The organism is Paenibacillus sp. SSG-1 (assembly GCF_002224835.1).
Lineage (GTDB): Bacteria > Bacillota > Bacilli > Paenibacillales > Paenibacillaceae > Paenibacillus_AQ > Paenibacillus_AQ favisporus.
Window position 1 is genome coordinate 3,868,513 of the sequence record NZ_MBRK01000001.1, and the last position, 13,952, is coordinate 3,882,464.

At 53.9% G+C, this 13,952-nt stretch carries 14 protein-coding genes; 3 read left to right on the forward strand and 11 right to left on the reverse strand.

From position 1 onward, the window contains the following. Nucleotides 1-74: 74 nt before the first annotated feature. Complete coding sequence (locus tag BCV73_RS17945; RefSeq protein WP_076170001.1) at nt 75-1,070, forward strand: DUF1385 domain-containing protein; 996 nt, start codon at nt 75-77, stop codon at nt 1,068-1,070. A gap of 6 nt (nt 1,071-1,076) precedes the next feature. Next, the gene (locus BCV73_RS17950; RefSeq protein ID WP_076170000.1) at nt 1,077-1,397 is read left to right on the forward strand and encodes an MFS transporter; all 321 of its coding nucleotides are present in this window, start codon (nt 1,077-1,079) and stop codon (nt 1,395-1,397) included. A 90-nt stretch (nt 1,398-1,487) separates the two neighbouring features. Here BCV73_RS17950 and BCV73_RS17955 read toward each other — a convergent pair whose 3' ends face one another. From BCV73_RS17955 to mntR, 3 genes are all read right to left on the reverse strand, one after another. Beyond that, complete coding sequence (locus tag BCV73_RS17955; RefSeq protein WP_089548101.1) at nt 1,488-2,408, reverse strand: patatin-like phospholipase family protein; 921 nt, start codon at nt 2,406-2,408, stop codon at nt 1,488-1,490. A 79-nt stretch (nt 2,409-2,487) separates the two neighbouring features. Next, on the reverse strand, nt 2,488-4,071 hold the full coding sequence (locus BCV73_RS17960; RefSeq protein WP_089548102.1) for a family 10 glycosylhydrolase: 1,584 nt from the start codon (nt 4,069-4,071) through the stop codon (nt 2,488-2,490). A 263-nt stretch (nt 4,072-4,334) separates the two neighbouring features. Beyond that, entirely contained in the window at nt 4,335-4,760 is a 426-nt protein-coding gene (mntR, locus tag BCV73_RS17965) for a transcriptional regulator MntR (RefSeq protein WP_076169997.1), read from the reverse strand. 202 nt (nt 4,761-4,962) lie between these two features. Here mntR and splB point away from each other — a divergent pair, with 202 nt between their 5' ends. Next, on the forward strand, nt 4,963-6,033 hold the full coding sequence (gene splB, locus BCV73_RS17970; RefSeq protein ID WP_089548103.1) for a spore photoproduct lyase: 1,071 nt from the start codon (nt 4,963-4,965) through the stop codon (nt 6,031-6,033). Here the strand turns inward: splB and BCV73_RS17975 are convergent. The 8 genes from BCV73_RS17975 to BCV73_RS18010 all read right to left on the reverse strand — a co-directional run bounded on the left by BCV73_RS17975 (nt 6,030) and on the right by BCV73_RS18010 (nt 13,923). Continuing rightward, nucleotides 6,030-6,743 (reverse strand): cytochrome c biogenesis CcdA family protein, encoded by a 714-nt coding sequence (locus BCV73_RS17975; protein WP_076169995.1) that lies wholly within the window; start codon nt 6,741-6,743, stop codon nt 6,030-6,032. The two genes, splB and BCV73_RS17975, sit on opposite strands and share 4 nt — an antisense overlap. 13 nt (nt 6,744-6,756) lie before the next feature. Beyond that, complete coding sequence (locus BCV73_RS17980) at nt 6,757-7,560, reverse strand: metal ABC transporter permease (RefSeq protein ID WP_089550306.1); 804 nt, start codon at nt 7,558-7,560, stop codon at nt 6,757-6,759. 57 nt (nt 7,561-7,617) lie between these two features. Beyond that, entirely contained in the window at nt 7,618-8,370 is a 753-nt protein-coding gene (locus BCV73_RS17985) for a metal ABC transporter ATP-binding protein (RefSeq protein ID WP_244169253.1), read from the reverse strand. Between the two features lie 31 nt (nt 8,371-8,401). Beyond that, nucleotides 8,402-9,361 carry a metal ABC transporter substrate-binding protein gene (locus tag BCV73_RS17990; protein WP_076170168.1) on the reverse strand — a complete coding sequence of 320 codons (960 nt, stop codon included), beginning with the start codon at nt 9,359-9,361 and terminating at the stop codon, nt 8,402-8,404. 259 nt (nt 9,362-9,620) lie between these two features. Next, nucleotides 9,621-11,603 carry a methionine--tRNA ligase gene (metG, locus tag BCV73_RS17995; protein ID WP_089548104.1) on the reverse strand — a complete coding sequence of 661 codons (1,983 nt, stop codon included), beginning with the start codon at nt 11,601-11,603 and terminating at the stop codon, nt 9,621-9,623. 448 nt (nt 11,604-12,051) lie between these two features. Beyond that, entirely contained in the window at nt 12,052-12,333 is a 282-nt protein-coding gene (yidD, locus tag BCV73_RS18000; RefSeq protein WP_089548105.1) for a membrane protein insertion efficiency factor YidD, read from the reverse strand. 4 nt (nt 12,334-12,337) lie between these two features. Then, nucleotides 12,338-12,805, reverse strand: coding sequence for a Fur family transcriptional regulator (locus BCV73_RS18005; RefSeq protein WP_089548106.1), 468 nt, complete (start codon nt 12,803-12,805; stop codon nt 12,338-12,340). Nucleotides 12,806-12,945: 140 nt separating this feature from the next. Next, on the reverse strand, nt 12,946-13,923 hold the full coding sequence (locus tag BCV73_RS18010; RefSeq protein WP_089548107.1) for an ABC transporter substrate-binding protein: 978 nt from the start codon (nt 13,921-13,923) through the stop codon (nt 12,946-12,948). Between the last annotated feature and the right edge of the window lie 29 nt (nt 13,924-13,952).

Genomic DNA, 13,952 nt, shown 5'->3' on the forward strand with positions numbered 1-13,952 from the left:
TCCAACTAGAAATCGCACGGGAAATTCGTTACAATAAAGGCATCACAACTAAACATTCGGGGAAGGTGAATTGTTTGTCGGAGCAATCCAAAACGGTCAGCTACGGTGGCCAAGCCGTCATTGAAGGCGTTATGTTTGGCGGTAAGCACGTCAATGTCACCGCTGTGCGGCGGAAGAATCAGGAGATTACATTTTTGGAGGTGCCGCGCGAGGATAAGCCTTGGGTCGGCAAATTGCGCAAAATCCCTTTCCTTCGCGGTATTGTCAGTATTATAGATGCAAGCGCCAAAGGTACGAAGCACCTGAATTACTCGGCGGAATCCTACGCGGATGACGAAGTGGAGCCGGAGGAGCGCGCCAAGCAAAAGCAGAAAGAAGAATCCGGCTGGAGCTTAGGGATGATTATCGGCGTTGCAGCGGTCGGCGTGCTTTCGTTTCTCGTGGGCAAGCTGGTGCTGACGCTGGTGCCTGTATTTTTAGAGAATTTCATTTTCGGCAAGATGTTTGACAACTATATCCTGCATAACCTTATAGAAGGCGGCATTAAACTGCTGCTGCTGCTCGTTTACCTATGGGGCATTTCCCAGACCCCGGTGATCAAGCGGTTGTTCCAGTACCATGGAGCGGAGCATAAGGTGATCAGCACCTATGAAGCGGGTGAAGAGCTGACGGTAGCCAACGTACAGAAGCACAGCCGTTTGCATTACCGCTGCGGCAGCAGCTTCATGATGCTGACGATCGTGCTGGGCGTACTGATTTATTCGCTCGTTCCGTGGGATAATATGACGCAGCGGGTTCTGCAGCGGATCATTCTGCTTCCGGTCGTCATCGCCATTTCGTTTGAGTTTCTGAAACTGACCAACGCGCTTCGCGACGTACCGGTGCTGCGGTATCTCGGTTACCCGGGCCTTTGGCTTCAGCTGTTGACGACGAAGGAACCGAAGGATGACCAGGTTGAGGTGTCCATCGCCTCCTTCAACCGCATGCTTGAGCTTGACGCCCAGATGGAGAAAGCTCCCGGGGCGGAACAACCTGTGAGAAACGGAGTCTTGGATCCCCTGAAAGGATGAGATGACATGAAAAGGCAGGCTGTAATTTTCTGGATTGCCATTGTACTGGCAGCCATCGGACTGCTCGGCAACATTTTGTTTGGCGGTGCAGGATCGCTTATGAATTTGCTTGTGCCCTTGATCGTGTTCGGTGTGGTTTTCCTGCTGTACAAATTCCCGCCTGCCCGTTACAACAAGCGGCCCAAGGTTAAGCCGTCCCAGCGGACGATGGAGAAATACAATGCGTCCAAACGCGGTCAATCTTCGGCCAAGCGCAAAAATTACCCTTTCCAGGTGATTGAAGGCTCAAAGGGTAAGAATGACGATCAACAACCGAAATACCACTAAGCGCAGTTTGAACATATCAAAAACAAGGCATTCGCTGGTCCTCCTTCTAAAAGGAGGACCAGCGAATGCCTTTTATTTTTTTCTTCGATGTCACGGCTTCCAGCCCGCAAAAAACTTTTTCCCTGCCTGCATGCCGGACTCATACAGCTGCTGGCTTTCTTCCGGTGTAATATGAAACTGCGTCGTTCCGACGCCGAGAGTCGGAATTTTGATCGTCCGGAAACGGTTTTCCTGCTCGATGTACCGCTCATCATGAGCGGACAGCATCGTTTCAAACATCGCCTGCAGCATGCTGAGAGGCCCGCGGATCAGATGCGGCTTGTTCGTCGTCCTGCCGACCATTTGGAATCCGATCGTCGGAACCGGCTTCTGACCGGCCCCTTCCGCAGCGTCGTCAAAGAGCCACAGCGGGAAGTTGCTGAGCAGCCCTCCGTCTACTATATAGACAAACTGGTCGACGAACGATTTTCCCCTGGCCGCTTCGCCTGTCATTCTCAGCATGACCGGATCAAAAAAGTAAGGAATGCTCGTACTCATCCGGATGGCCTTGGAAACCGCAAACCTGGACGGGTTGGCGCCCAGCTTGCCCAGGTCTTCGGGAAGCACCAGAATGCGCCCGTTCGTAATATCCGAGGCGATGATCATCAGCTTGCCTTGGGGGATATCAGCAAACGTCTTGACCCCTTTGGCCGCCAAAATATGGTGGATCCAGACTTCGAGCGCTTCTCCGGAATACAGCCCTTTCTTCAGAAACAAACGCGCGGCGGGTCCGATTACTTTGGTATTGAATATGGGCGCGCGGTGAAGAAAGGACTCAAAAGGGGTCGTCTTCACGATCTCGCTCATTTCGTCGGCCGAAAACCCTGCCGCCAGCAGCGCCGCCACAATGGAACCCGACGACGTACCCGCCACCCGGTTAAACACAACGCCGGCTTGCTCCGCAGCTTTGACGGCCCCCGCCAGTGATATTCCTTTCACTCCGCCGCCCTCGAACACCGCGTTGACGATCATAATAAAACCCCCGTGTCTCAATATCCCACAGTAAGATATGAGCACGGGGGTTCATTCATGACAATGTTCTATGAATTTATCATTGCTGGTAATAGGCGGTCAGTGCCTGAACGATGCCAAGTGGATTTTTGATCAAATCCTTGGCGCTGTAAAAAATGCTGCCTTTGACTGCGTCGTATTTGGTGTTGTATTGAAGCTGGTTGATGATCTCCTGCGCCGACTGCCACCCAGCCTCGGCGGTTCCCAGCTTGTACGGGGCATGGCCGATATAGAGATCCACGCCGGTGCCCTGCACTTCTTGCGCCCACCAGTCGACGAGCTTGTCGTACTGGGCGTTCTTGAAGGACATGCTCCAATAAATTTGCGGTGCCACGTAATCGATCCAGTGCTGCTTCACCCAGGTTCTCACATCCGCGGACATGGAGTCGTACGCTGTAACGCCCGCTTTGGTATCAGAACCCGTCGGATCGGTAGACTGGTTGCGCCATACGCCGAACGGGCTGATGCCAAACTGTACGGCCGGCTTGGACGCGTGAATCGACTGGCCCAGCTGCTGCACGAACTGGTTAATGTTATCGCGGCGCCAATCCGCTTTGCTCAAGCCCTGCGTATTGTATGCCTTGAAAGCATCATCATCGTTAAACGTTCCGCTCGACGGATAGAAATAATCGTCCAGATGGACGCCGTCGATATCGTACTTGCTTACCACTTCCATCACGACGTCGATAATATGCTGTCTCGCATCCGGAATACCCGGGTTGATGATCAGCTGGTTATTGACGGATACGACCCAGTCGGGATGCTGAACCGCCACGTGATTGGCCGCCAGCTTGCTTGTGGTCGTATCCAGATTGGCCCGGAACGGATTGAACCAGGCATGGAACTGCATCCCCCGCTTGTGGGTTTCCTCAATCATATACTGGAGCGGATCATATCCCGGATCCTTGCCTTGGGTGCCGGTAAGCACCTTCGACCACGGAACCAGATCCGACGGATACAGCGCATCGCCGGCCGTCCGAACCTGAACGAACACCGCGTTCAGCCCCATGGCCTGCAGCTTGTCGAGCAGAGCGGAATATTCCTGCTTCTGCTGCTCGATTTTGCCGTAAGAGGACGTTGTCGGCCAATCCAGGTTGTACACGGTCGAGATCCAGGCTCCCCTGAGCTGGCTGGAGCTGCTTCCCCCGCCCTCAGCAGGCGGCTCGGTAGGTATGTAAGCACTTGATGTTAAGGTAATCGTTCTTGCCACCTGGTCCCAGTCTACCTGCAGACCGAGCTGTTCGCCGACAAAACGGAGAGGGACCAGCACGCGGCCGCCCCGAAGCTGCACGGAGGCATCAAGGGCGACAGAGGCTCCATCCACCAAAGCCGTCTTTTTGCCGCTGGTCAACGTAATCGTATGACCTCCGCCCGAAATATCAGCGGTTTTCGCACTTTGTTTCCATGCGACGGCCGCCCCCAGCCCTTCGCTGATCACGCGGATCGGAACCATCGTCACATTCACTTTTGGCATGATGTACGGGGGGATATCGCTGACCAGCTGCTTCCCGTCCAGGACCATCGTGATGTTGTTTGCAGCCTTCGCCTGCTGCCCCGTAAACGGAATCAGCAGCACCAACAGCAGCGATGCCACGATCCACCTATGAAACTTCCGAAAACCCATTCTACTAATCCTCCACTATTGATAGATTTGCGGGTAAAAAAATCGGTCATTCGCGCTCTATCTAGAGATCACTAGCCGGCATCAGACAACCTTGAAATCATGATCTGCTGAATAAAGCGCAAACGACCGATCGGGCAGAAAAGCTGTAACCTTTGCTGCGTGTGCAATCCGGGTTTTGCCAGTCTTGGCTCTTAAAATTACCGGATTACGTGCTGGGAATGAAAGAGGCACCTGTCGTTTGAGGGTGCGGACAGATGCCTTGTTTACGAATCGCTGACCAATTCATTATGAATGTTCCGCAGCTCCTCCAGACGCTGTCCATCCCGGCGGAAATACTCCACCAGCGTCTCGATACGCGTTATGGAATCCCAGCTTAAGTGATGCTCGATGCCTTCGACATCTCCATAAATATTTTCCTGCTGAACCCCGATCATCGTCAGGAATTCCTCCAGAAGCTGATGCCGGTCAACCAGGCGTTTGCCCATTTTCTTACCTTTGCTAGTCAGAACAAGGCCGCGGTATTTTTCATAAATCAAATATTCGTCCTTGTCCAATTTCTGGATCATTTTGGTAACGGATGAGGGATGAACCTCCAAGCCTTCGGCAATGTCCGAAACACGCGCGTATCCCTTCTCGTCAATCAATTTATAGATACGCTCCAAATAATCCTCCATGCTGGGCGTTGGCATTATATTCCCTCTTTTCTGTAATAAACGTCAATCATCTGGCCCGATTACCTGCTCTTGTAATGATACATGTTCTCAAGAGGACTTGGCAAGTCCTGCCGCCTGCCGCGCTTCCCATCCTGGTCAGTAATTGCCACGGGTTGCCCCTGCTACCCGCACACATACTAAACTGAAGCACCATATTTTCCGCGAAAGGAGCCGTTCTATGGGTACTGGCGTTAAAGAAAAGCACCGGCGGACGCTGCGGCCGACCAAGCCGTTTGTCCCCGATCTTGTTTATTTTGAACCGGATGCGCTGAACTATCCCAAAGGCCAGCACATCATGGAATGGGTCAAGTCCAAAGACATCCCTTACCGTATGACCAGCTCTCATAACCGCATCACCAATTTACCAGGCGAAACCGATCAGGAAAAATACAGGAACGCCAAACGAACGCTCGTCGTCGGTGTGCGGAAAACGCTGAAGTTCGACCAGTCCAAGCCTTCGGCCGAATACGCCATCCCGATCTCAACCGGGTGCATGGGTCACTGCCATTACTGCTATCTGCAGACGACGCTCGGGGCCAAGCCCTATGTCCGTGTCTATGTCAACACACCCGATATCATTGGCGCTGCCAAGCAATACATTGAGGAACGCGCGCCGGAAATCACCCGGTTTGAAGCCGCTTGTACATCTGACCCGGTGGGACTGGAGCATATTACGGGCTCCCTCGCGGAGCTGATTACCTTCATGGCTGGCGAAGAATTCGGCAGACTCCGGTTCGTGACCAAGTATCATCATGTCGATCCGCTGCTCCCGCTGAAGCATAACGGCCATACCCGCATCCGGTTCAGCATCAACTCGGACTACGTCATCCGCAACTTCGAGCCATCCACGTCGCACTTTGAGGAACGGATCGAGGCCGCGGGAAAGGTCGCCAGGGCCGGCTATCCGCTCGGTTTCATCATCGCCCCGATCATTTGGTATGACGGCTGGCAGGACGGCTATGCCGAGCTTCTGAAGCGTCTGGCGGATACGCTCCCGGCCGAGGCAGCGAAGGATTTGACGTTCGAAATGATTCAGCACCGCTTTACGAAAACCGCCAAAAACATCATTGAGCAGCGCTATCCCAAAACCAAGCTGGAGATGGATATCGCGAGGCGCAAGCAAAAATGGGGACGCTGGGGCCAATTCAAATACGTGTACCCGGATGAACAGCAAAACGCCCTGCGCGAGTTTATCACAGAGCGGATTTTTGAGCATTTTCCGGAAGCTACCATCGACTACTTCACCTAAAACTTAAGCCATTCGGGCGTGATGGCCTGCAGCCAAATCGTAATTTTGGTCATTTGGTTCGTGAACAGCAGTACGCCCATAAACAGCATGAGCGCCCCGCCGATCTTCATCATCATCCCCGAGTACTTCACAATCCACTTGGTGGACCCGATGAAGAAGGCAAGCACAAAAAATGGAATGGCAAAGCCGACGGTATAGGCCGTAATCAGCGGAAACCAAGCACCGGGTTCGGTCGTTGCCAAAGCGATGATCGCCGCCAGGATCGGGCCGACGCAAGGAGACCATCCGGCAGAAAAGCCGATCCCGAAAATAAATGAACCTATGTAACCTGCGGGCTTGAACTTCAGATCCATCTTAAATTCACGCATCAAAAAGCGCGGCTGAAAGATGCCGATCAGAAACAGCCCCATCAAAATGATTAACAGCGCCGACAGCTGGCGGATCAGATCCCGGTTGTTGTTAAAGAAGCTGCCGAACAAGCCGGCTCCGACCCCGAGCGTATAGAATACGGCGGAAAAACCTAAAATAAAGGCCAGCGTATGACTCATCGTCCGGTAACGGACTTCTTTTTTGTTCTGCTCCGTCTTCAGCGTCTGTACCGACATCCCGGTAATATAAGAAATGTAGGACGGATACAGCGGCAGGCAGCACGGAGAAATAAAGGAAGCCAGTCCGGCGAAGAAGGCAAGCCATATATTCAAGTTTGACAAGGACAAGTACCTCCTACGTTGATAATCCCTTCTTGCCCGCCATCGTCAAGATCAGCAGCGCAATCAGCAGCAGCACGATGGTTGCTCCCGGAGCCAGGTTCCAAACGCCGGCAATCACAAGTCCCCCCACAACCGCAATCTCCGAAATGACCACCGACAGGATGACGGAAGATTTGAAGCTTCGGGCTATTAGGAGGCTGATAGCGACAGGAATGGTCAGCAGTGCCGATACGAGCAAAGCGCCGACGATTTTGATGGCCGTGCTGATGACGAGGGCCGTCAGGACGGTGATCAGCATGTTCATCATGCGCACAGGCAGACCGCTTACGCTTGCGGCGTCTTCTTCAAAGCTCAGCAGAAAAAACTCTTTGAAAAAGAGCGTAATAACGACCACGACAACCAGCGTCACAGTCCCTACCACGTACAGATCCTGGGTATCCAGCGTATAAATGCTGCCGAACAAATAGCTCATCACATCTGTATTGTAACCCATCCCGAGTGTGAAAAACAAAGAAGCCAGCGCAACGCCGCCGGACATAATGATCGCTATCGACAGCTCGGCATAGCTTTTATAAGCTTTTCTGAGCTTTTCTATCGCAAAGGAAGCCAGAACCGCAAATACAAGACCTGCCCCCAGGGGATACAGATTAATCAGAAAACCTAACGCCACCCCGGCGATCGTGACATGCGCAAGCGTGTCCCCGATCATGGACAGGCGCCGCAGCACGAGAAAAATGCCGATCAGCGGTGCGGTGATCCCGATCAGCAGACCGCCGGCCAGCGCCCTTTGAAAAAAATCACTGAGGATAATTTCTATAGCCAACAATAACGACTCCTTCGGATGCTTTTAATATTTTGTAAACGATCGTGCTTTTTATGACAATGAGTGCTGCAGGTCCTGAACCTCGCAGTCCTGAATCTCATGGGAATGTCTGACGAAAAATTCGATCTTGCCGTTCTTCTGCTTCGGCTTCTCGCCCAAATATCCCTCGATCATGTCCATATCGTGCGACACCATCAGCAGCGTCATATGATGATGCCGGTGCATGTGGGTAATCAGCTCGAAAAATCCGGCCTGCGTCTCCGCGTCAATGCCCACCGTAGGCTCGTCCAGGATGAGCAGATCCGGGTTGTTGATCAGCGCCCGCGCCAGGAAGGCGCGCTGCTGCTGACCGCCGGACAGCTCACCGATCCGTTTGCCGGCGATGTCTTGAATCCGCATCACCTCAAGCGCATCGTCACACTGCTGCTGCATGTGTCTGTTTACCCGGCGGAACAGGTTTTTGTTATTGTACAGCCCGGAAAGGACCACCTCGCGAACAGTAGCCGGGAACAACGGGTTAAACGAATTTTTCTGCGGGACATAGCCCACCCGCTCCCAGTCTTTAAACCTGCGGATCGGCTGGCCGAACAGCCGGATGCTGCCCTGGCCGCTGGGCAGAAGGCCGACGATCATCCGCAGCAGCGTCGTCTTGCCCGCCCCGTTGGAGCCGATAATGCCGACAAAATCGCGTTCTTTTACGGTAAAGTTCAGATCGTTGATGACCTTTTGGTCCCTGTATGAAAAGGAGATGTTCTCCATCTCGATAATCGGTTGATGACAATCGTCAATCATCGGCGTAAACATGCGAAATCCGCCTTTCTGTTAGCTGCTTCATTTATTGTAATGCGAGAATGAGATTATGCAAATTTTTGTCCATCAAGGTAAAATAGTCGTCGCCCTTCTCCTGCTCCTCCTGTGTCAGTCCCTCGAGGGGATTCAGGACGGACACGGTCGCTCCGGTCTCGGAAGCCAGCGTTTTGGCCAGCCGGTCGGAGACCAGCTCTTCGAAAAAGATATATTTGATTCCTTCCGACTTCACCAGGTTCGACAGCTCCACCAAATCGCGGGCCCGGGGCTCGGCATCCGGCGACAAGCCCATGATGGGATGCTGCTCCAAGCCGTAATCGCGGCACAAGTAGCCGAAGGCCTGATGGGATACGACGATTTTGTGATGCGGAACCTGCGCCAGCTCCGTCTCGAACTTGCGGTCAAGCTCCTGCAGCTTCCGGCTAAGCTCTGCGTACCGCGCTTCGTAAGCCTGTGCATGCTGTGGATCGGCCTCCACATAGCTATTCTTGATGTTCTCGGCCATAATGATGGCCGATTTCGGGCTGACCCAGGTGTGGGGGTCGATGTGATGCTTGTGCCCGGTCCCCATGCCCTCGCCTTCGAGATCATGCCCGCCGTCTTCTTCGCCTTCGATCAGCTGGATGCCCTGGCTGACCTCAACGGCTTTCACCTTGGAGTCCCGGTTCAGCCCTTTCAGAAAATTCGGTACCCAGCCTTCGAGTCCGGCTCCGTTATATAAAAACAATTGCGACTTGGACGTGTTCACGATATCCTGGCTCCGCGGCGTCCAATCATGCGGTTCGACGCCCGCCGGCAGTAAATTGATGACGTTGGCGTCCTCGCCGCCGATTTCCTTGGCAAACTCATAAATCGGATAGAACGTCGTCATGACATTCACTTTATCCGGATCCAGCTGTGCGTTCCCTGAGTTATCGCAGCCGGCAAAAACCAGCATGGCCATCAGAAGAAACGAAGGCGCCAGAATCCGCTTGATCACATTTCTCATATTCACAGTTGTACGCTCCCACTAATCGTAACTTTTACTAATAAGATTATGAATGGGCTTATTTTATTTGTCAACCTTGGGTGCAAAATTACCAGAGGAAAGCGAACGATACCTGCCGTGGAGTTCTTTGGAGCTTGGCGTCTCTCCCAAGAGATCGATATACCTGGATGACAAAAAGACGGAAACCCGCTGCTAACGGGATTCCGTCTTCCTATCGACCATACTTACTTATAGGTGCACTATACTATACTTCGCGCTCCTACTTCACAACCGCTCCGTTCGGCATGCTGTCTGGCACCGTCGCCAGCGTCAGCTGATCGCCTTGGGATGCCGCCAGAATCATGCCCTGCGACAGCTCGCCGCGCAGCTTCACCGGTTTCAGGTTGGTGACGCAGATGACCTTGCGTCCGACCAGCTCTTCCGGCGTATAGAACTTCGCGATGCCCGACACGACCTGCCGCTGCTCGAAGCCGAGATCCAGCTGCAGCTTGAGCAGCTTGTCGGCTTTCTTGACAGGCTCGCAGGCGATAACCTGAGCTACGCGCAGTTCGACCTTGGCAAAATCTTCGATGCCGATTTCTTCCTTCAGCTCAGGCGCTTCCTGCGGCGCAGCCGCTTCGGCCGCCTTGCCGGCTTCCGCTTCCTTCGCGGGAGTTTCAGATCCGGTCATTGCCTGCTTGATGTACGCCACCTCTTCTTCCGCGTCCAGGCGCGGGAAGATCGGGTTGCCCTTCACCAGCTGCGTTCCTTCAGGAATCAAGCCGAACGTCTTGCCGCTGTCCCATTCGGTCAGCTCGCCTTGCTGAATGCCCAGCTGCTCCCAAATCTTCAGCGGAGCCTGGGTCAGGAACGGCTGCAGCAGGATCGAGCCGATCCGCAGGCTTTCGACGAGGTGGGTCATGACAGACGCCAGCTCTTCGCGTTTGGACTCATCTTTTGCCAGCGCCCAAGGCTGCGTTTCGTCGATATATTTGTTGCTGCGGCTGATAAACTGGCCGATGGCCGTCAGCGCAACGGAGAACTCCATATTTTCCATCGCTTCTTCAACTTTTCCGTAAACATCCTTGGCCGCTTCCTCGAGCGACGCGTCAAACGGAGTCACGCCGGAGCGGTACGCAGGAACCCGTCCCTCGAAATATTTGTCCACCATCGCCACCGTCCGGTTCAGAAGGTTGCCGAGGTCATTGGCCAGATCGGAGTTGACGCGCTCCACGAAGCTCTCCGGCGTAAACGTGCCGTCCGCGCCAAACGGAACTTCGCGCAGCAGGTAATAGCGAAGGGCGTCCAGACCGTAACGGTCGATAAGCGTGACCGGATCGACGACGTTGCCTTTCGATTTGGACATCTTGCCGTCCTTCATCAGCAGCCAGCCGTGCGCAAACACTTTCTTCGGCAGCGGCAGGTCAAGCGCCATCAGGATGATCGGCCAGTAGATCGTATGGAAGCGGACGATTTCCTTGCTCATGAGATGAACGTCAGCCGGCCAGTACTTGTCGAACAGGCTCGTATCTTCCGAGCCGTAACCCAGTGCGGTGATATAGTTCAGCAGCGCGTCGATCCAGACGTAAACGACGTGCTTCGGATCGTTCTTCACCTTGACGCCCCATTCGTAGGTCGTACGGGACACCGCCAGGTCTTCCAGTCCCGGCTTGATGAAGTTGTTGATCATTTCGTTCTTGCGGGACACCGGCTGAATAAAGTCCGGATGGTCCTCATAGTATTGGAGAAGCCGGTCCACATATTTGCTCATCCGGAAGAAATAGCTCTCTTCCTTCACGCGTTCCACCGGCCGGCCGCAGTCCGGACATTTGCCGTCTACGAGCTGCCGTTCCAGGAAAAACGATTCATCCGGCGTACAGTACCAGCCTTCATACTCTCCCTTGTAGATATCGCCCTGCGCCTGCAGGCGTTCGAACACTTCCTGAACGACCTTCGTATGGCGAGGTTCCGTCGTCCGGATAAAGTCATCGTTGGAGATGTCGAGCTTCTTCCACAGCTCCTTGATCCCCGCCACGATGTCGTCGACGAACTGCTGCGGCGTTTTGCCCGCTTCAGCAGCCTTGCGTTCAATCTTCTGACCATGCTCGTCGGTTCCCGTCAAATAGCGCACATCGTAGCCGCGCAGCTTCTTGTAACGAACCATCGCGTCGCCGGCCACGGTCGTGTATGCATGCCCGATATGCAGCTTGTCGCTGGGATAATAGATCGGCGTCGTCAAATAAAATGTTTTCTTGTCAGCCATCGTTCATCTTCCTTTCCAAAATCGGCGTTCCTGTATCTTCTGTGTGAACACAAAATAACCCCACGAAGTGGGGCTTTTGCTGTGATACCCTGTTCAGGTACTATGCGGGGGCCCCGAGGATACAAAAAAACTCCCGCCCCTAATGGGACGAGAGATTCCTCACGTGTTACCACCCAAATTCCCTGCGCCCTCGCAGGCGGCAGGCTCCATCAGTACCGGCATGTCTCAGCCGCGCACTGTCCATTATCGCTGGATCACGCCGCTCCCTTACGCATCCTCTAATTCAGGATGCTGCTCGAAAGCGGTTCCTCCCGGACCATCTTCGGAGACTTCGCTTATACCGGCTCTCAGCTGCCCCGGCTCTCTGCAATAAGCTACTGTTCTCGTACTCATCCGTTCCTCGGAAATGTCATATATTCCATAATATACTGAACCCGGATGCCGCGTGTCAAGTCAGGTGTCCCTCGCCATCGGAAGGATGAGGGGCGCCTGCGCCCCCCTTCTCCTTCCGCGGGGGAACCAGATCCACGCCCCCCGGATGAAACGGATGGCACTTGGCGAGCCGTTTCATGGCGAGCCACGATCCTTTGGCGGCCCCGTGCACCTCGATCGCTTCCATTGCGTACGCCGAGCATGTCGGGTAGAAACGGCAGGTCGGCGGTTTTAACGGCGAAATGTATTTGCGGTAAATGACGATGGGGCCTTGGACGATTCTTCGGGATACGCCCATGGCATTAATGCTCCCCGGTGTGCCCGGACATCGGATTGACACTCAGCCCCGCATCCGCAGGCTGCCGGCAGTCTTTACAATATCCGAATACTTCAAATTTATGCTTCACGACCTGAAATTCGTCGGGCGTATCCGCCATCGACACTGGGCAGAAGCTGATCGGATACGTCTTCTCGCATTGCAGGCAGATCATGTGATGATGGTGGTGGTCTTCGCTGCAGCTGGCTTTGAATTTGACCCCGTCCTCAAACACGATCTGTTCGAGAACGCCCAGCTCCTGCATAACCCGCAGATTGCGGTATACGGTATCGAAACTGAGTCCGCTGTATTTTTTGCCCATAAACTCATAGACATCCTTGGCTGACAAATAACCCGAATGTTCACCAAATAATTTGGCGAGCGTCTTGCGCTGGTCGGTTATGCGCAGTCCCTGCTCGGACATGGCGTCAATAATCTTCTCCGTCGAAAGCATACGCTCATCCTCCCATTCTATGCTTAAAGCCGTAAGCCACTCTTGTTTACAACATTTGTCTACTATTAATAATGCCTCAAATCCGGGCCTCCGTCAATGAAGCAGGGGACCCCTGACGGAGCCCCCTGTGCGCTTAGATTTTATTTAAAGTAGGATGCCAGCTGGTCTAGCATCAGATTGGCCGCAAGGACCCCGCCTGCGGTGTTCCAGATGGCGTCGTCCACGCGGTGCGCGTTGCCCTTCTTGACCACCTCAAGGTTTTTCCAAAGTTTGTCTTCGGTCCATTCCTTCTCCATCTTGCTGCCTTCGCCGTCGCCGGTTTCATAAGTAAAGTAGAACAGAATGTCGCCGTTCATGTCCGGAATGCGCTCTTTGCCGACATCGTCGGAGAACCCGGGATTATCCTGCACCGCCGGACGGGCGAGGCCCACTTCCTTCAAAATGATGCCGGAGAACGTGTCGTTATAGTAAATCCGTGCCTTGCCCGGCATAAACCGGACCATCGACACTTTCGTGCTCAATTTGTCGCCGATTTGCGCTTTCACGTCAGCCACATGCTTATCATAGTCGGCCAGTACCTGGTCGCCCTTCTCTTTCTCATCGACCGCGTCGGCCCACAACTTGAAGTTCTCCTTCCACTCACCGCGGAGCGTTTCGGAAAATACGGTTGGAGCGATGGCGGACAGCTGCTCGTAAATTTTCTCCTGGCGCATTTTCGTGCCCAGGATGAGGTCCGGTTCGAGCGCAGCGATCGCTTCCACGTTCGGCTGGCCCTCGTCGCCTACATTTTCTACGCCCTGCATTTGATCCTTAATATGGGGATACCATGGATCGCCGGTCCAGGATTTGACGGCGCCCACCGGTTTGATGCCCATGGACAGCAGCGCCTCGGTTCCTTCATTGGTCAACACGACGATTTTCTTCGGATGTGCCGGTACTTTGACCTGCCCCATAACCGTCTCAATTGTGCGGTCTGCATCGTTCGCAGCTCCCGCTTCCGTACTGCTCTCTCCTGTACTTCCGGAAGCGGTGCTGCCGCTGCCGCTGTCTTTGCCGCATGCGGACAGTACCAGCACAGCAGCCAACAGCATAAGTATAATGCCGTTCCATTTTCTCATAAGTAAAAGCTCTCCCCTTCTAATCTCCT

What these genes read in the sequence shown, in the direction of transcription:
- BCV73_RS17955 (WP_089548101.1), bottom strand. Translation starts at nt 2,408, where the DNA reads ATGATCGTCAACGCGGTGTTCGAGGGCGGCGGAGTGAAAGGAATATCA.
- BCV73_RS18005 (WP_089548106.1), bottom strand. Translation starts at nt 12,805, where the DNA reads ATGCTTTCGACGGAGAAGATTATTGACGCCATGTCCGAGCAGGGACTG.
- BCV73_RS18010 (WP_089548107.1), bottom strand. Translation starts at nt 13,923, where the DNA reads ATGAGAAAATGGAACGGCATTATACTTATGCTGTTGGCTGCTGTGCTG.
- BCV73_RS17990 (WP_076170168.1), bottom strand. Translation starts at nt 9,361, where the DNA reads ATGAGAAATGTGATCAAGCGGATTCTGGCGCCTTCGTTTCTTCTGATG.
- BCV73_RS17950 (WP_076170000.1), top strand. Translation starts at nt 1,077, where the DNA reads ATGAAAAGGCAGGCTGTAATTTTCTGGATTGCCATTGTACTGGCAGCC.
- BCV73_RS17985 (WP_244169253.1), bottom strand. Translation starts at nt 8,370, where the DNA reads ATGTTTACGCCGATGATTGACGATTGTCATCAACCGATTATCGAGATG.
- BCV73_RS17960 (WP_089548102.1), bottom strand. Translation starts at nt 4,071, where the DNA reads ATGGGTTTTCGGAAGTTTCATAGGTGGATCGTGGCATCGCTGCTGTTG.
- mntR (WP_076169997.1), bottom strand. Translation starts at nt 4,760, where the DNA reads ATGCCAACGCCCAGCATGGAGGATTATTTGGAGCGTATCTATAAATTG.
- yidD (WP_089548105.1), bottom strand. Translation starts at nt 12,333, where the DNA reads ATGGGCGTATCCCGAAGAATCGTCCAAGGCCCCATCGTCATTTACCGC.
- splB (WP_089548103.1), top strand. Translation starts at nt 4,963, where the DNA reads ATGGGTACTGGCGTTAAAGAAAAGCACCGGCGGACGCTGCGGCCGACC.
- metG (WP_089548104.1), bottom strand. Translation starts at nt 11,603, where the DNA reads ATGGCTGACAAGAAAACATTTTATTTGACGACGCCGATCTATTATCCC.